Origin of the sequence: Streptomyces sp. NRRL F-5122, assembly GCF_001507435.1 — a bacterium.
Lineage (GTDB): Bacteria > Actinomycetota > Actinomycetes > Streptomycetales > Streptomycetaceae > Streptomyces > Streptomyces lannensis.
Genome location: NZ_LMWH01000150.1, coordinates 74,836 through 91,433 on the forward strand (window position 1 = coordinate 74,836; position 16,598 = coordinate 91,433).

Below are 16,598 nucleotides of genomic sequence, written 5' to 3' on the forward strand. Positions count from 1 at the left end.
ACGGCGCCGGGGCGCCGGCCGGCGTCCCGGACACCGATCACCTCGTGCCGGCCGTCCGGAGCACGGCGAGCACGACGGTCCGTGCCACATCGACGATGTCCGGGATCCGTACCTGCTCCTCGGCACTGTGGGCCAGACGTACGTCGCCGGGGCCGAACTGCAGGGTCGGAACGCCCGCCGCCGTGTACAGCCTCAGATCGCTTCCGTACGGCGCTCCGCGCTCGCGCGGTCCCGGGCGGCCGGTGGCGTCGGCGAAGGCGTCCCGGACGATGTCGCGCAGCGGGTGGCCGATCGGGAGCCGTCCGGGGGCGAACTGGCCGCCGGGCCAGCTCACCTCCACCGGATGGTCGCGCAGCCACGGGTCGGACGCGCACACCTTCGCGATGTGCTCCTCCAGATGGGCACGTGCGGCATCGGGATGCTCGTCCAGACGAACCCCCAACCGCCCCTCGGCGACCAGGCGGTCGGGCACGCTGCTCGCCCAGTCGCCCGAGCGCAGGGTGCCCACCGACAGTGCGTAGGGGATGCGGTACTCGGCCATCAGCGGGTCCGGGTACGTGTTGCGCTCGGCCTCCAGCCGGGCCAGGGCCCGGTGGACCGGAAGGTAGGCGTCGATGGCGCTGACACCCGCGTCGCGCGAGCCGGCGTGGGCAGAGACACCGGGTACGGCGAGACGGAAGGTCAGCGCCCCGGCATTGGCGGTCACGAGGGTGCTGCCGGTGGGTTCGGTGATGAGGCACGCGTCTGCGGTGTGGCCGCGCTGGAGCGTACCGAAAGCGCCGAGCCCGCCGTCCTCCTCGCCGACCACGAAGTGGGCCGCCACCCGCCCGCGCAGCCGGATCCCGCTAGCCCGGATCGCGGTCATCGCGGCGAGATGGGCCACCAGCCCGGCCTTCATGTCGCAGGCGCCCCGGCCGTACACCGTGTCCCCCGCGACCCTCGGCACGAACGGGTCGCCTTCCCACCGCCCCAGGTCCCCCGGCGGTACGACGTCCACATGCCCCTGGAGGATCACGGTCGGTCCGTCACCGCCGTCGTCCGTGGCGGCCACCAGCCCCCAGGCCTCCTCCCGGGGCGCCTCGGCTCCCGGGAATCCGGGATGGGCGCGCAGTCCTGGCAGATCCATGGACCACAGATCCACGTCGAGCCCGAGTCGTCCCAGCCGCCCGGCCAGGTCGTGCTGGATCTCGGCCTCGGCCGCGGTCCCGGTCACGCTCGGGATCGCGATCAGTTCCAGCAGCGTCCGGACGATGGCGGCCTCGTCGACCTGCGCCAGCGCGGAGGCCTCTTCGGCGGTGAACCCTGCTGTGGCCATGGGGGGTTGCTCCCGTCACTTGTGTGCTGTCCACTGCGGAAGGCTCGGCATCTCCGGATGCTAAGGGCCGGGCGACGGCGCCTTCAATGTCCATGTCCGGCCGTCGACGCCGGCTCCCGCGTGCCGCCGCGAGAGCGGGGTTCGCCGCATCGCCACTTTGCGGTCACCTTCCCGACGTGTGCGCCTGTGACCGTCGCAGAAGTTGGCTATACAACTTTTCCCCGAGGAGTGAACGTGTCCGCCCTGCCCACCTTCCCGATCGGCGATCTGCCGGCGATGTGGCTCCGCGACAACTGCCCCTGTGCCGAGTGCCGCGATCCCCGCTCCGGACAGAAGCTGTTCCAGATCACCGCCCTGCCCACCGGGCTGCGGGTGGGCAGGGCGGGCACCGCCGCGGGTACCCCCGACCCCGCCGTCGAGGTCGTCTGGCAGCCCGACGGGCACCGCTCCGTGTACCCGGTGGCCTGGCTGGCCGCCAACCGCCCCGGCCGCACCGACCACGGTGATCTGCGCACCGAGCACGGCAAGGAGCTGTGGACGGCCCGTGACATCGCTGGACGGCTGCCCGCGGCCGACTGGGCGGACTACCTCGACAAGCCCGGTGTGCGGGCGCGGATGCTCGAGTCCGTGCTGCGGCTGGGCTTCATGCTGCTGCGTGAGGTGCCGCAGCGCGAGGAGCAGGTGCTCGAGGTCGCGGAGACCTTCGGCTACGTCCGCGAGACCAACTACGGGAAGCTCTTCGACGTGCGCGTCGAACCCGACCCGAACAACCTCGCCTTCACCTCGGTCGCCATCACCCCGCACACCGACAACCCGTACCGCGACCCGGTGCCGACGCTTCAGCTGCTGCACTGCCTGGTCAACGACGCGGACGGCGGCGACTCCGGTCTCGTCGACGGCTTCGCGGCGGCCGCGATGCTGCGCCGCGAGGACCCCGAGGCGTTCGAGGTGCTCACCCGCACGCCCGTCCCCTTCGTCTTCCGCGACGCGGGGACGGAACTGCGCGCCGACCGCCCGCTGATCGGCACCGACTCGCTGGGCCGGGTGCGCGAGGTGCGCTTCAACAACCGTTCGATCAGCACCCTGAGGCTGCCCGCCGAAGAGCTGGAGCACTTCTACGCGGCCTACCGCACCTTCGCCGAACTGCTGCTCCGCCCCGAGCTCCAGCTCGACCTGCGACTCACCCCGGGCGACTGCCTGGTCTTCGACAACACCCGGCTGCTGCACGCCCGCACGGCGTTCGCCCAGGACGGTGCACGCCACCTCCAGGGCTGCTACGCCGACCTGGACGGGCTGGCGGGCGCGCTGGCGGTACTGCGCCGCGCGGACACCCTGGAGCCTGTGGTCGAGATGTTCGCCGGGGCGGGGACGGCGGAGTACCTGGGCGAGCCCGTCACCATGGCCCAGCACATGCTGCAGGCGGGTGCCAGGGCGGAGGCCGCCGGTGCCCCGCCGCACCTGGTGGCCGCAGCCCTGCTGCACGACCTCGGACACGTCGACGGCGAGGTCGTCACCGGTCTGGAGCTGATGGCCGGCACGGACAACCGGCACAGCCACACCGGCGCCGACCTGCTGGGCCGCTGGTTCGGGCCCGAGGTCACCGAGCCGGTGCGGCTGCACGTGGCCGCCAAGCGCTATCTGTGCGCGGTGGAGCCGGACTACTACGACCAGCTGTCCGAGGCTTCCAAGTACACGCTGAAGGTCCAGGGCGGTGTAATGACTCCTGAGCAGGCGGCCGAGTTCGCCGCGCTGCCCGGCGCCGCCGACGCCGTCGCCGTCCGCCGCTGGGACGAGCAGGCGAAGGACCCGAACGCCGACACACCCCCGTTCGCGCACTTCCTTCCGCTGCTTGCGGCGCTGGTGCGCGGCTAGCGGTACGCGACGGCGCGTCCCGGGGGTTGCGCCCCTCGCCCCGCCTTCACCGGGGGGCGGCCGGAAACGCTGCGATCCCGGTGCGGAGCTCAGGACGTGCCGGGACCGCGGTGTTCGATCGTGCGGATCCGTTCGGACGCAAGCCGGCGGATGCGCTTCGTGCGTCCCTCGGTGGCGAGGCGATGGAGCACCGCGCGTTCGTCCGAGGAGCCCGCGAGGCCCAACTGGAGCCAGTCCGACCAGGAGTCCTGGACGGACGGGTCGTCGAGCAGCGCGGTCACCGAGTCGCCCTGGAGCACGGCGAGTTCCCGCGCGCGGCATGTGGCGTAGGCCCGGCTGCGGTCGTTACCCAGCCGGTCGATCCAGGACGGACGCTCGGAGGGCGGGAGACCGCCGAGAAGGTGCAGGACGATGCCGAGGGAGATGCTGTCGAGGGGCTCCAGGGCCACGACGTCGAACAGATCCGGCAGATGCGCGGGGTCGTCCAGGGCGTCGCGGTACACGGCCCATCGGTCGTGCTCGTCCGAGGGGTCACCGGGGTCGACACCGAGGCGACCGGCCAGGACGGCCAGGACGGCTTCGAGATCCGCGGGCATCAGGCCGTTCCCGTACCCGGCCTGTGGCGCCGGCCCAAGGTGGAGGTGGCGACGGAGTTGTGGACCGTGAAGGAGATGGTGCCGGGCAGATAGCGGTCCTCGGACCACTCCACCGGGACTCCCTCCGGATCCGTGGTGCGGCGGCGCTCGCGCAACAGGACCTGACCCGGCGGGCAGTCCAGCAGCCGGGCGTCGTCGGCGTCGGCCCACGCGAGGTCGATCGTGTGGTCGGCGTCGGTGAAGAGCACGCCGTGCGCGACCAGGGCCTCCGTGTGCGAGACGGTGTCCGGCGGCAGTTCGGCCACCAATGCGCCGACCCGGGCCGGATAGAGCGACCGCTCGACCATGACCGGCTCTCCGGACAGCGTCCGCAGCCGCAGCACCAGATACACCTCCGCCCCTTCCTCCAGGCCCAGTTGGTCGGCCTCGACGGGCTCGGCGGGTCGGCGCACCACACGGTCCACCCGTCCCCCCGGCGTCTGGCCGGTGGAGCGCGCCCAGTTGGTGAAGCTCAGCAGTTCCGAGAAGCTCTGCGCCCGGGGCCCACCGAGCACCGTGCGCCGTGTGCCGCGCCGCGAGGTGACCAGTCCGTCGGAACGCAGCACGGCCAGCGCGTGCCGGATCGTGCCCCGGGAGACGCCGTAGCGCTCGGCGAGCGTCCCCTCCGGGGGAAGCTTCGCGCCGATGGCGTACTCACCCGCGATGATGGCCTCGCGGAGTTCGGCGGCGACCTTGCGGTAACGAAGGTCGCTGTCCGGGGTGCCCTGCTCCTGCCCCACCGTCTCTCCTGGACTGCTCGTGTCGTGCGGGCCGTCCGTGCGGCCGGCTCCCGACCCTACCCGGCGGGGGTTCGGGCCGGGGCGCGGCCCGGCCCGAACCCCCGCCGGCGCGCCTCACAGGGAGTGGACGGTTCCCGCGTACCGCTGGAGGAAGCGGGTCCCGGTGCCCGCCGTCACGGTGACGTCGTAGCGTCCCTCATCGGTGCGCCACGTCACCCGGGTGCGGTCGCCCGCCTTCACCCGGACGGTCTGCTCCTTGCCGGCGAAGTCGTTCGGCGTGAGCGTGAAGGCCACGTCGGTACCGCCGTCGTTGCGGAGGTCGAACTCCACCGTCGCGTCCGATGGCCGCCCGGAGCGCCGAAGGGCCGCCGTGACCGTCGGCACCGCGACATCGTCCTGGCCCTCGCGGACCAGGGTGCCGGAGAACCGGCGGACGAACCCGTCGGCGCCGTACACGGAGAAGTCGTAGCGGCCGTCGGTGGCCGCCGCGTCCCAGATGTACGTGCGCGACGAACGCGCCGGGACCGTGAAGGGCGTACCGGTGAAGGGCAGGGCGACGTTCGGCAGCACGGTGAAGTGGTAGCCGACGCTGCCGTCGTTGGTGAGCGTGCAGGTGACCTTGCCGGTGGCGCGGTCGGCCTTCACGTCCGCCCAGGGCAGGTAGGGCAGCGGGCGGTGCGGGCGCAGGCCCTCCTCCTGCCCAGGCATGGACTGCTCCGTGGGGAGCTTCACGCCCGGCAGGGAGTTGCCGGCGTCCGCCTTCGCCATGAGCGCGACCGTGTCCGGGAGCACCGGGATGCTGTAGTCGGGCTTGGTGAAGTCGAAGCAGCTGGTCAGGTCACCGCAGACGGTGCGCCGCCAGTCGGAGATGTTGGGCTCCTTCACGCCGGTCACCTGCTCGAGGAACCGCAGCACCGACGTGTGGTCGAAGACCTGGGAGTTGACCCAGCCGCCGCGGGACCACGGCGACACGACCCACAGCGGCACCCGGCTGCCCAGGCCGATGGCCTTGCCGTTGGCGAACTCGTCCTTGGTGCCCGGCTCGGGGAACGGCGGGATGACGTGGTCGAAGTAGCCGTCGTTCTCGTCGTACATGAGGAGGAAGACGGTGTGCTTCCACACGTCGGGGTTGGAGAACAGAGACTGCAGCGCGGTGTTGACCCAGTGGGCGCCGTAGTCGGGGCTGGCCGCGGGGTGTTCGCAGAACAGGTAGGGCGCCACCAGCCAGGAGACAGTCGGCAGGGTGCCGTCCTTGCAGTGCTGGTCGAACGCCGTGAGGTCGAACTTCGTCATGGCGTTGATGTAGCGGGGGTCGTCCTTGGGGAACTCGTGGAACTGCTTGAAGTACGACAGCGCGTTGTCGTCGTAGTCGCCGTTGCGGTCGTCCGAGCCATCAGGGTTGTGGTAGACGCGCCAGCTGATTCCGGCCTGCTCCAGGCGTTCGGCGTAGGTCGTCCAGTCCGCGACCGGGTTGCCGGTCACCGGTGTGTTGTCGGTCCAGGGGCCGGTGGTGCCGTCGACGCCGGGGCCGGCGGTGCCGGTCCACAGGTAGAGGCGGTTGGGATCGGTGGGGCCGTTCAGCGAGCAGAAGTAGCCGTCGCAGAGGGTGAAGGAGTCGGCCAGGGCGTACTGGTAGGGGATGTCCTCGCGGGTGAAGTACCCCATGGTGCGCTCGCCCTTGGCGGAGACCCACTTGTCCATGGCGCCGCCGTTGACGGCGCTGTGGCCGCTGTCCCAGTCGTGCGGGAGGCCGCCCGCGTTCTGCGCGTTGTACTTCGTGGTGTCCATGCGGAAGGGCAGCAGGTAGCCCTCCTTGCGTCCGCGGTCGGGCTGGCGGAACACCGTGTCGCCGCCTGCGAGCGCGGTCGCCTGGCGGTCGCCGAAGCCGCGTACACCGCTGAGGGTGCCGAAGTAGTGGTCGAAGCTGCGGTTCTCCTGCATCAGGATGACGACGTGCTTGACGTCGGTGATGCTGCCGTGCCGGGGGTCGCGACCCGCGGCCTCCGCCGTGCCGGGGAGTCCGGCCGCGACGGCGGCTCCGGCTGCGGTGGTGCCTATGAAGGTGCGGCGGCTGATCTCGGTCATGGGTGCAAGGTCCTTCAGGTCGTTCGGGGGTCAGCCGCGGGCGGACAGGGAGAAGGTGGCGACGGCGGCCGCGTGGTCCGAGGGCCAGCCGTTGGCGGAGGTGTCCGGCACCGGACGGGGCCAGCCGGTGAACAGGCTGTGCGCCTCCAGCACCTTCAGCCGCCCCGCGTACTGGATCTGGTCGATTCGGTCCTGGGGCTCCTTGCCGCCGCCCTCGCGCTGGGGTCTGACGGGGGACCAGGTGATGCCCGGCGCCTTCACGGGGTTGGACCGGGTGTCGCGGAACGCGTCGACGAGACCGGCCTGTTCCAGCGCCTCGGTGACGGGCCAGCGGACGCGCCCCACGCCTCCGTGCGCGGATGCCGTCCGGTTCGTCCAGTCGTGGTGCGACGGCGAGGCGAGGCCGGCTGCCAGCACAACGGGGTTGCGGGAGGCGACGTCCGCCCGCATCGCGGCCACCAGGGCCTGCGTCTGCCGGTAGCGCGTCGTCCCCCGCTCCGCGGCCTCCACCTGCGCGGCCGTCCGGCCCGCCAGCAGCGCGTACGGGCCGTAGTCGGCCTCGTCCAGCTGGGCGGTCCACAGGCGCACCGTGGTGTCGCCGGGCAGGTGCAGCGTCGCGGCGGCGGCCGGGAGCGCCGCGGTGGGCGCGACGAGGCCGGAGAGCGGGTAGCGGCTGACGATGCCGAGGCCACCGGCCTGGTGCACCTGCCAACCGAGCGCGCCGGCGAGCTTCGTGGCACCGTCGGCACCGCATTCCTGGACCGCGACGACGTCCAGGCCCTGGGTGAGCACGAGCCTGAGCTGCTTCTCCAGGAAGCCGTCGACATGGGTGCCCGCGTCCCAGAGGTTCAGCGTGGCGACCTTGAGCCGGAGCCGGTCCCGGGAGGCGCGCACCGGCACCTGGACGGTGACGGTGTCGCTGCCCACGGCGCTGTCGGTGACGGCGGCCACCACCCGGCCGGGCGTCCGCGGTGCGAGGGCCGGGGCCTTGCCGCTGACCGTGCCGTCCGCTGCCACCGACAACCACGGATCGCCCGCGACACGTTTGAAGGTCGCGCTGCCGGCGGCATTGCCGTCGGGCCTGATCCACAGGCCGCCCAGCCGCACGGAGAAGGTCGCGCCCGCGGTCTGCGGGTCGGTGGTGAGGGCGTCCACCACCGCGTGCGGACGCGGGATCACGGGGCGGACCGCGAAGCTGAACGGGGTGGTGCGGGCCAGGATGCCGTAGCCGTCCTTGGCCAACAGATAGGCGGTGTACGGCCCGCCGCTCAGCCCCGAGGTGTCGATCGTGATGTCGCCGGAGGCTCCGGGGGTGTACTCCCAGGCGAGGGAGGCGCCGTTCCCGGGCACCCGGCTGCCGTCGTAGACGCCGACCCAGTTCTTCGCGTCGGGTTCGTCGGTCGTCCAGTGGAAGGAGAGCTTGTCGCCCTCGAACGGTGTGGTGGTCTTCAGCTCGAGCGAGTCGCCCGTGGGGGCGCCATCGAAGGTGAACGGCTCGGTCTTGGCGAGGACGCCGTAACCGTCCTTGGCCAGCAGATAGGCGGTATAGGGGCCGCCGCTCAGTCCTGAGGTGTCGAGGGTCGTCTGCCCCGAAGTGCCGGAGACGTACGTCCAGACAAGGGAACCGCCGCCGCTGCCGGGCAGCCGGTCACCGTCGTAGACGCCGATCCAGTTCGTCGGGTCGGGGGCGTCCGTCGACCATGTGAAGGTCAGCTTGTCGCCGCGTTGCGGGGACGTCGTGGAGCCGATCGTGATGCTGCTCCCGGACGCGGCGACCTGTGAGAGGGGTGGCATGGTGTTGGGTCCTCTCCGCCCCGGGTACCGTCGCGGCGGCACCCGGGCGAGCAAAGTTGTCTATATAACTTCGCTCCCAGCAAGCCGTCCCACGGCGACGGGCCCGTGAACGACGGGTTGCCGCCGACCGGGAAACAGACGGAAATCTGAAGATCCTGTGTCCGGGCGAACAGCCCCTGCTCACCCCTGGCACCCCATCTGAACAGCGATGTCCGGGGGCAACTCACCCTGAAGCGCCCTCGGAGCACAACATGGGCGGCTTCTCCCCGACCGGGCACTCGGGCGAGCGCACCCCGCCACGCGCCCTGGAAGGACTCGCGCGGCGCTGTGCACAGCAGCACGCCCGCGAATGCGTCGAGCACGGCCATCGGAACCGGCCATGTCGCCCTGACCGGAGGAGACGGCGGAGCGCCGCCCACCGCCACGTCGGTCGAGCGGCACGCGAGTTGCGCGCTCGCCATCCGCTCGACACGTTCACGACCGCGCCGGCTCACCACCAAAAAACGGGATAGACCTCACGCCGCAGACGGGCGGAGACCATCTGTACCGCGACGAGCAGCGCGGCTCCGGCGGCCAGCAGGGGTACGAAGCGGGTGGCGCGCGGTTCGGTGAGCATGATCATGACGGCGGTCGCCATGGCCGGCGGATGGGCCGCTCTGAGGACCAGCACAAGTCCGCAGGCGACACCGCAGGCCACCACGGCGGCCCAAGGGCCGCGCCATCCAAGGGTGAGCACGACGAAGCAGACGAGGCACGACAGCATGTGGCCGCCGATGATGTGGCGGGGCTGCGCGAGAGGCGATTCGGGGGTCGCGGTCACGATCGCCATCGTGGCCGCGAGCGGCGGCACGAGCACCGTCTGATGCATGAGCGCCCCCAGGGCCACCAGCACGGCCAGTCCGGCCGATGTGGTGAGGGCGGCGGCGACGGTGCGCGGAGGCAGTCGCGATGTGGCGGGGATCCACCGGCTGACCGGAGAGCGCTTTGTCGGGCGGAGCGGGGCATCCACGGCTTCCGGCGTCCGGGGCACGTCATATGCCTTGAATGCGACGTTCCGGTCCGGGCGTAAAGACGACGACCTCGGAGCAGTGCGGTCCCTCCGGACTGCCGGGCGAGGACTGGACCTGGGCGTTCGGCATCAGCACGGGAACTCCTCGGAACGGTCCCCGCTGCCGGCCACGGCGGCTCGTCGTCCGTGAAGACGGGGATCACGCCCAGCATCGTGACCTCGCGAGCCGACACCTGTCCAAGACCGCCCGCTTATCGCCCGATTGAGCGCCTTTATCGAATGGGGCCGACAATGACGTCCGGCACTGCCAGGCGTCGGCGGCCGACGCGTGCCGCTGCCCTCGGCGGACGCCGCAGGGCCGCCCCACATCCTTGAAAGCCGCTGGCGAGCGGCTGAACCTCGACGCGGTACCGCTCGCGGAACCGCGTCGGCCGCGTCCGGGTCGATCACCAATATGAAGCACGTGGTCGTCCTGATACTGGAGAAGGCCCCTGGACCTACCAGGTGACCGCCGGGATCTTCGTGGACGACTCATTCAACGCCCTTGCCTACAACGGCGGTTGGCACGACTTCACGGTCACGGCCAGTTCCGGCACCACCGTCTCCCGCCGCTTCGTCGGCCACCTCGAGACGGGCGCCCCGAGCGTCACCGGCTGAGCCGGCGGTCCGCACCCCGAGGAGGGGTGCGGACCGCAGCACCGCGCCGCGGGACGCGGAGTCACCGCTTCCAAAGCCGTTCGAGTTCTCTGTCGAGCCAACCGGCGCCAACCCGATGTGACTCGACCAGCCGATGCCAGGAGGGGTCGTCGAACACGACGGAACGTGCGTCCTGCACGCTGTGGCGATCGGAACCGAGGAGTTCCCGCGTGATGACGACGGCCGTGAGCAACGGGAGACGGGCCGCGTGCATCTTCTCCTGCACGGCGCGCATGCTCGTCCGCTTCAGCAGTTCCCGGTTCTCCCGGATGCGGGGCTCCAACCACCACACGTGGCGGGCGTACTCGTCTTCCCCAAGCCCCACCGCCTCGACGCTTTGGAACGTCGGTGCGAGCGCGGCGACCAGGCGGTCGACGAAGTCGCCCACGCTCCCGGTGACATCGGGGTATTCGGCGATGAAATGTTCCCACTCTACGTAGGCCTTGAGCCCGGCGATCTCACGCCGCCCCACCGGGTGGCACCCGTCGGACGGCTCCGCGTCCAGGAAGACGTCCCGCAGCAGTTCGTAACGCAACGACGTGTGTTCGGCCAGCAGAACGGCGTCATAGAGGTCCTTGCCCTGCGGATGCATGTCGCTCACGAGCCACATGAGTTTCCAGGCCAGTGACAACTCGGCCGTGGCCGCGCTCAGCACCGCTTGCGGGTCACCCGACGCCGAGGGGAGCAGGACCGGTTCGGGGTCGACGGGAAGATGCTCGTTGAAGACGAAGTCGAGTTGTACGACGCCGCCGGGCAACCCGTCGCATCTCCACGGCAGCACCAGGCGCCGTCCGGGGACCCGGTCATACGTCCAGATGTCGTCGCTGACCGCTTCCGCCGCGTCGAACCGGACCACTCCGTCACCGTGATGCGCCGCCCTCTCGGCGGCCCGAGCCACGCCCTCGAGCATGGCATCGGTCCGCTCCTCTTCGATCCGCCACGACGCGGGTGCGATGACGAAGTCGAGATCGCCCGGTTCTCGTGCGGCATCCCCGAACCAGGCACGGAGCAGCACGCTGCCGCGCAGCACGAGCGAGGCCGCCCATGGGGAGCTGGAGATCGCCGAGAGCACCAACCCGATCGCGGCGCGGCGAGCCGCTTGCCAGGCCTGTTCGACGTCAGGGTCGGCGAACCGGGGGTCCGAGGCCCGGTAGGCGTTGGAGTACTGCTTGAGCGCCGGGTCGAAGACCGGCCGCTGCACGACGCGCTCGTCCTTGACGGGACGCAGCGTCGTAGGCAGGTCGAAGCGCGCCCGGTCCTCGTCGTCCGGCGGGACTCGAGGCATCGCGCGCCCCTGCCATACGAACCCCTCCCAGGAATCAGTCATCACACACGCCTCTCCCGCGCGACCGTCTTCGATCGCGGCATCGCCGTTGCACACCGCGCACCTGAGCAGTGCCACCGGTGCGTCCGGTGGCCGGCGCGAGCCGGTGCTCCGTGAATATCGTTCCCAACGCTCGTCCCAGTCGGTGGAGCCAGTCCTCCCCGGTTCCCGTCACCCACGGGTGCCTCTCCTGGAACTCGGCCCAGTCCACCTCCCAACGGGCCACCGTGGCCGGGTCGAAGCCGTCGGCTTCCGCGTCGGAAGCGCGACCGAAGACCTTGCGGAGCAGACGCGGCGAGAGACACGCTCCCTCCGCCTCGGCGAGGAGCACCGCGTCGTACAGATCCTTGCCCCGTGCCGTACGGCCGTCACGGCTGTCGGAGTACAGCCACAGCACCTTCCAGGCGAGCGACAGATCGCGGCTCGCCGTTCGTACCGCCGTGGGCCTGCCCCCGTCACCGCGCGGTACCAGTGTCCACACCGGGGACTCGGGAAGCCACTCGTCCCGGGCGAAGTCGAGCCGCACTTCGCCGGGCGGCAGGCCTTCGGTGTGCCATGGGATGACCAGTCGCACCCCTGGCGTGTCGTATTCCGTGTACGTCCAAGTTCCGTCCACCCGCGCGCTCTTCGCGGCGAGGAGCAACCCCGGTGCCGCCTCGGGACACTGCTCCACGCGGTCGAGCAGGTCCAGGTACGGAGGGCCGGCATCGGCGGGCTCCTGTTCGTGCAGCCAGTGCAGGCCCTCCGGAGGCAGCACCGGCCGCTGCCCACCTGTGTCGAACTCCTCGTAGGTCCACATCTCGTAGCGTGCCGCGCCGTCGGCGGCCTCAGGCCACTGCTGCACGGTGTCGGCGCCGTCGATGTACGGATACGGGTCCAGCGGATCGATCCCGACGGCGTTCTCCAGGACGACCCAGTCGAGGTCCGCCGGTTCACGCGCCGCGTTCCCCAGCCACGCCTGCATGACCATGCTTCCCCGCAGCACGAGAGTTCCGCTCCAGGGAGCGTCGGCGACAAGGGCGAGTACGTGGTCCAGGGCAGCACGATGGGCTGCTCGGCGGTCGATGCCGTTGCGTCCCCGGACCTCGGCGGACCCCGGCTCGCGCTCCGCCGCATCGTGCGCGTCCACACCGCCCCGGCCCGGTTCCACAGCCGCCGGGGGGTCACCGTCACCGCCCGGCGGAGGGACAGGTGCAGCGGGTGGTTCCGGTGCCGTCATACGAGTCTCGGCTCGCCCTTGATCCAGCCGGCGTCCACGGCGGGGTTGTCGTCGTACACGACGAACTCCTTCTCCACCTCCACGGCCTCGTACCCGGCCGCCGTCAGCACACGAAGGAGTACGTCGAGGCGTCGGCCCGCCTCCGCGCGGCCGACGCCCCGGCACCGCTGGGTGACGAAGCGCTCGTGCCCGCCGTCGGCCGACGTCCGGCGGGCGTTGCGGGAGACGTGTGCCGAGTGCGGCGCGGCCAGCGCCCGCACCGCCGCCACCTGAGGCTCGCTGGACAGGACCAGTTTGGCGTGGTGCTCGAAGTAGCAGTGGCCGGGGAGGTCCGCGGCCTCGTCGTCCGTCTCCGGGACGTCGGCGTTCCACGGCGCGGCCTCGATCTTCAGCCGTACGACTCGGAACCCGTCGTCCTGCAGCCGTTGCGACCATTGCCGTGCCGTCGCCAGCTGCCCGGCCAGGTGCCCTCGCCCCGGACAGGTCAGCATGGGCTGGTCCGGTGTTCGACCCCGGTCGAGAACGATGCGCGTGTACTTGATTCCGTGGTGTTCCGCCCAGATACGTATCGGGTCGTCGCCTTCCCCGCGGTTCTCCGCCCGGACCGTCAGATGGGTCTCGAACTCCCCCGCGAACTGTCTCACCGCGCCGTCGCCGCCCCGCTGTTCGTTCACGAGCGCCGACCGTACCGCTCCCCTCGGACAACGGCGTACGCAGGCCGCCGCAGCGTGCCGGGGGTGCGGGTGATCGTGTGCCGCGGTGCGCGGGACCCGCGGCATCAGCTTCAACGCCGCGGGTCGGCATCCCACCGGGATCCGGCTGTCAGCGCAGTGATCTGAACGCCGCCCGCAGTTCGTCGGAGAAGATCTCCGGGACTTCCCAGGCCGCGAAGTGGCCGCCTCTGGGTGCCTTGTTGAAGTAGATCAGCTTGTGATAGCTGCGCTCGGTCCAGCTCCGCGGCGCCTGGTAGATCTCGCCCGGGAAGACCGAGACCGCGGCCGGGACGGACACCGACACGGCGTTGAAGTTGTTGGCGTTGTTCTCCCAGTAGAGGCGGGCGGAGGAAACCGCGGTGTTCGTGACCCAGTAGAGCGTGATGTCGTCGAGCATCTCGTCCTTGGTGAGCACCCGGTCCGGATGGCCGCCGCTGTCGGTCCACGCTGCGAACTTGTCGTATATCCAGGCGGCCAGTCCGGCCGGTGAGTCCGTCAGTCCGTAGCCGACGGTCTGCGGGCGGGTGACCATCATGGCCGAATAGCCCGAACCCGTTTTGTAGAAGTCGGCAAGCTTGTCGTACGCCGCTTTCTCGTCGGTGGTCAGGCCTGCCGGAGCCGGGTAGCCGCATTCGAGTTTCTGGGCGATGTCCGGGGGGACGGTTGCGGGGAAGTTGACGTGGATGCCGAGCAGTCCCGGGGGTTTCTGGACCGCCATCTTGTCCGAGACCACCGCGCCCCAGTCACCGCCCTGGGAGACAAAGTGCTTGTATCCCAGCCGCTCCATCAGTACGGCCCAGGCGCGCGCGATGCGTGCGGGGTTCCAGCCCGTGGCCGTCGGCCTTTCCGAGAAGCCGTAGCCCGGCATCGAGGGTATGACGAGATGGAAGGCGTCCTGCGCGCGCCCGCCGTGGGCCGTGGGGTTGGTGAGCGGGTCGATCACCTTCAGGAATTCGAGGATCGAGCCCGGCCAGCCGTGGGTCAGGATCATCGGCAGAGCGTTCGCGTGGCGGGAGCGGATGTGGAGGAAGTGAATGTCCAGCCCGTCGATCCTGGTCATGAACTGCGGCAGGGAATTCAGCTTCGCCTCGATCGTGCGCCAGTTGTAGGACGTTCCCCAGTAGCCTGCCAGTTCTTGCATCGTCGCCAACTGCACGCCCTGGGACCGATCGTGGACGGTCTCACGGTCGGGCCAGCGTGTCGCGCCGATGCGCCGGCGGAGTTCGGCCAGTTCCCGTTCCTCGACATGGATACGGAAGGGTCGAATGCGTGCGCTTTCACGGGCGCTTCCGCTTGTCGCTGCCGGTGTTGCGGAGGGCGGGCCGAAGACCCCGGTGGTTGCCACGGTCATCGCGGCGGCCGAGAGGGAAATGAACTCTCGGCGAGAGCGCCGCTGGGATGTCTCGGACATGGCAGATCTCCTCGAGCTGTTCCAAGATCTTTTCGAGAAGGAGCTCTCGACGAGCTCGATTCCTCATCGGCGACAGCAGAAATCCGGCAGAGAACTCCTCCGGCCCGGGGGCCACCACCCGGATCCGAGCCGGGACCGGCGGCAATGAGACGCCGACGCCCACATCGGGGATCACCGTTACTGTACGTTACGATATGTAGCCTTCCGTGAACCTGCAACTCGAACGCAGCCGCGAATCCGGAAGCCGCGTACGCCGTCACCGAGCCGGTCCCGTCCGACACACCCTCGGAGGCAGAAGCCAACCTCGGACGTTCGGGCGCACATCGAGACACCGCGGCCGACCCCGCGACACACACCAGCGCGCCATTTCGGCCACCTCGGGATGCGAGCAATCGCCGTCGCCCCCTCCAGTCGCCGACGCGTGGGGCGAGACTCCGGGATGGATCGTTGCACACATCTCCCATAAGGGGCATTACCTGACAAATAGTGGCCAATTGGGTTTATAAATATGGGCTCTTGACTTAACGGGGGGTGGAGCCGAAGCTATGACCGCCTTTTAAACCGGTTCAAGTCCCGGTCGCACTCGCCTGCAACGGTGGAGTGGCCAGGGGCGTGTCCTCCCCTGCTCTGTAGGCGGCGCCGTCCAGGCGTGGTCCCGCATGCCCTTGCGGCGATACGAACCGGCCATATGTCGTCGCTTGCCCAGCTGGCAAAAACCGGAGGTCACCCATGGCCCGTCGTCCCACGATCGCGGATGTCGCCGAGCTGGCCGGGGTGTCCCGAGCGACCGTCTCCTTCGTCCTCAACAACCGTCCCGGTGTGGCACTCGCCACCCAGGAGCGGGTCCGGTCCGCGGCCGAGAAGCTGGGATGGACCCCGAGTCGCAGCGCGAGAGCACTGTCCACGGGCCGTGCACGTGCCGTCGGTCTGGTCCTGGCCCGCGAGCCGGAGCTCATCGGCACCGACCCGTTCTACCCGGCGTTCATGGCCGGTATCGAGTCGGTGATCTCCGAGACGGGTGACGGGCTGATGCTGCAGATGAGCCGCCCCGGCGACGAAGTGGAGACCTACCGCAGACTCGCCGCCGACCGAAGGGTCGACGGAGTCTTCCTGACCGACCTGCGCCTCGACGATCCGCGGCCCGGCCTGGTGGCGGAACTCGGCCTGCCCGCGATCGCGGTCGGCGGCATCGAGTCGGACAGGGACCTGCCGACGGTGAACCTCGACGACCGTCCCGTGGTCCGCAACGCCGTACGCCACCTCGTGGAGCTGGGGCATCGCAACATCGCCTACGTGGCCGGTCCCGAGGAGTTCGTGCACGCACGGCGCCGCCGCGAGGCATGGGCGGACGCACTCGCCGAAGCGGGCCTGCCCCGCGGGACGTCTCTGCCCGGAGGGTTCACGGCCGAGGGCGGGGCGCGCGCGACCCGGGCACTGCTGGACCTCCCAACCCCCCCGACCGCGATCGTCTACGGGAACGACCTGTCGGCCACCGCCGGTATGGCGGTCGCCCAGGACGCCGGCCTGCGACTGCCCGACGACCTCTCGGTGGTGGGCTTCGACGACGTGCCGCTGGCCTCCTGGACCAGTCCGACGCTGACGACCTGCCGCGCCAACCCGGTCCTGTGGGGCCGGGCCGCGGCCCAGGCACTGGTCGAAATGATCGAGCACGGCACCACGGCCGACGTCGAGTTGGACCCGGCCACGCTGGTCATACGCGGCTCGACCGGCCCCGTTCCCGTCCGTGGAAGCCGATGACGGCCCGTGACGGCGGCCCCCAGACCC

The 16,598-nt window shown here is 70.5% G+C and carries 12 protein-coding genes and 1 pseudogene; 3 read left to right on the forward strand and 10 right to left on the reverse strand.

Going from position 1 to position 16,598, the window contains the following annotated elements:
- Positions 1-37 precede the first annotated feature (37 nt).
- The gene (locus ADL25_RS17050; RefSeq protein WP_059128599.1) at positions 38-1,315 is read right to left on the reverse strand and encodes an ArgE/DapE family deacylase; all 1,278 of its coding nucleotides are present in this window, start codon (positions 1,313-1,315) and stop codon (positions 38-40) included.
- Between the two features lie 234 nt (positions 1,316-1,549).
- On the opposite strand from ADL25_RS17050, the gene tmpA reads away from it, so the two are divergent.
- Entirely contained in the window at positions 1,550-3,187 is a 1,638-nt protein-coding gene (tmpA, locus tag ADL25_RS17055) for a TauD/TfdA family dioxygenase (RefSeq protein ID WP_059128600.1), read from the forward strand.
- A gap of 89 nt (positions 3,188-3,276) precedes the next feature.
- Here tmpA and ADL25_RS17060 read toward each other — a convergent pair whose 3' ends face one another.
- The 5 genes from ADL25_RS17060 to ADL25_RS17080 all read right to left on the reverse strand — a co-directional run bounded on the left by ADL25_RS17060 (position 3,277) and on the right by ADL25_RS17080 (position 9,450).
- Positions 3,277-3,783: a hypothetical protein gene (locus tag ADL25_RS17060; RefSeq protein ID WP_059128601.1), complete on the reverse strand. Its 507-nt coding sequence runs from the start codon at positions 3,781-3,783 to the stop codon at positions 3,277-3,279.
- Positions 3,783-4,562, reverse strand: coding sequence for a GntR family transcriptional regulator (locus tag ADL25_RS17065; RefSeq protein WP_059128602.1), 780 nt, complete (start codon positions 4,560-4,562; stop codon positions 3,783-3,785). Before ADL25_RS17065 ends, ADL25_RS17060 begins: the two co-directional genes overlap by 1 nt.
- 114 nt (positions 4,563-4,676) lie before the next feature.
- Positions 4,677-6,647 carry a phosphocholine-specific phospholipase C gene (locus ADL25_RS17070; protein WP_059128603.1) on the reverse strand — a complete coding sequence of 657 codons (1,971 nt, stop codon included), beginning with the start codon at positions 6,645-6,647 and terminating at the stop codon, positions 4,677-4,679.
- A gap of 30 nt (positions 6,648-6,677) precedes the next feature.
- Positions 6,678-8,441: a hypothetical protein gene (locus ADL25_RS17075; protein ID WP_059128604.1), complete on the reverse strand. Its 1,764-nt coding sequence runs from the start codon at positions 8,439-8,441 to the stop codon at positions 6,678-6,680.
- A gap of 490 nt (positions 8,442-8,931) precedes the next feature.
- A complete protein-coding gene (locus ADL25_RS17080; protein WP_059128605.1) occupies positions 8,932-9,450 on the reverse strand; it encodes an HPP family protein in 519 nt (172 codons plus the stop codon).
- A gap of 468 nt (positions 9,451-9,918) precedes the next feature.
- Here ADL25_RS17080 and ADL25_RS46215 point away from each other — a divergent pair.
- Positions 9,919-10,107 (forward strand): annotated as a pseudogene (locus ADL25_RS46215) (phospholipase domain-containing protein); the annotation flags it as partial.
- A gap of 61 nt (positions 10,108-10,168) precedes the next feature.
- Here the strand turns inward: ADL25_RS46215 and ADL25_RS17085 are convergent.
- The 4 genes from ADL25_RS17085 to ADL25_RS17100 all read right to left on the reverse strand — a co-directional run bounded on the left by ADL25_RS17085 (position 10,169) and on the right by ADL25_RS17100 (position 14,813).
- The gene (locus ADL25_RS17085; RefSeq protein WP_059128606.1) at positions 10,169-11,473 is read right to left on the reverse strand and encodes a nucleotidyl transferase AbiEii/AbiGii toxin family protein; all 1,305 of its coding nucleotides are present in this window, start codon (positions 11,471-11,473) and stop codon (positions 10,169-10,171) included.
- A complete protein-coding gene (locus ADL25_RS17090; RefSeq protein ID WP_063805662.1) occupies positions 11,466-12,599 on the reverse strand; it encodes a nucleotidyl transferase AbiEii/AbiGii toxin family protein in 1,134 nt (377 codons plus the stop codon). Before ADL25_RS17090 ends, ADL25_RS17085 begins: the two co-directional genes overlap by 8 nt.
- An 86-nt stretch (positions 12,600-12,685) precedes the next feature.
- On the reverse strand, positions 12,686-13,363 hold the full coding sequence (locus ADL25_RS17095) for a hypothetical protein (protein WP_234380946.1): 678 nt from the start codon (positions 13,361-13,363) through the stop codon (positions 12,686-12,688).
- Between the two features lie 148 nt (positions 13,364-13,511).
- A complete protein-coding gene (locus ADL25_RS17100) occupies positions 13,512-14,813 on the reverse strand; it encodes an epoxide hydrolase family protein (RefSeq protein WP_059128607.1) in 1,302 nt (433 codons plus the stop codon).
- Between the two features lie 729 nt (positions 14,814-15,542).
- Here ADL25_RS17100 and ADL25_RS17105 point away from each other — a divergent pair.
- A complete protein-coding gene (locus ADL25_RS17105; RefSeq protein WP_059128608.1) occupies positions 15,543-16,571 on the forward strand; it encodes a LacI family DNA-binding transcriptional regulator in 1,029 nt (342 codons plus the stop codon).
- The last annotated feature ends 27 nt before the right edge of the window (positions 16,572-16,598 follow it).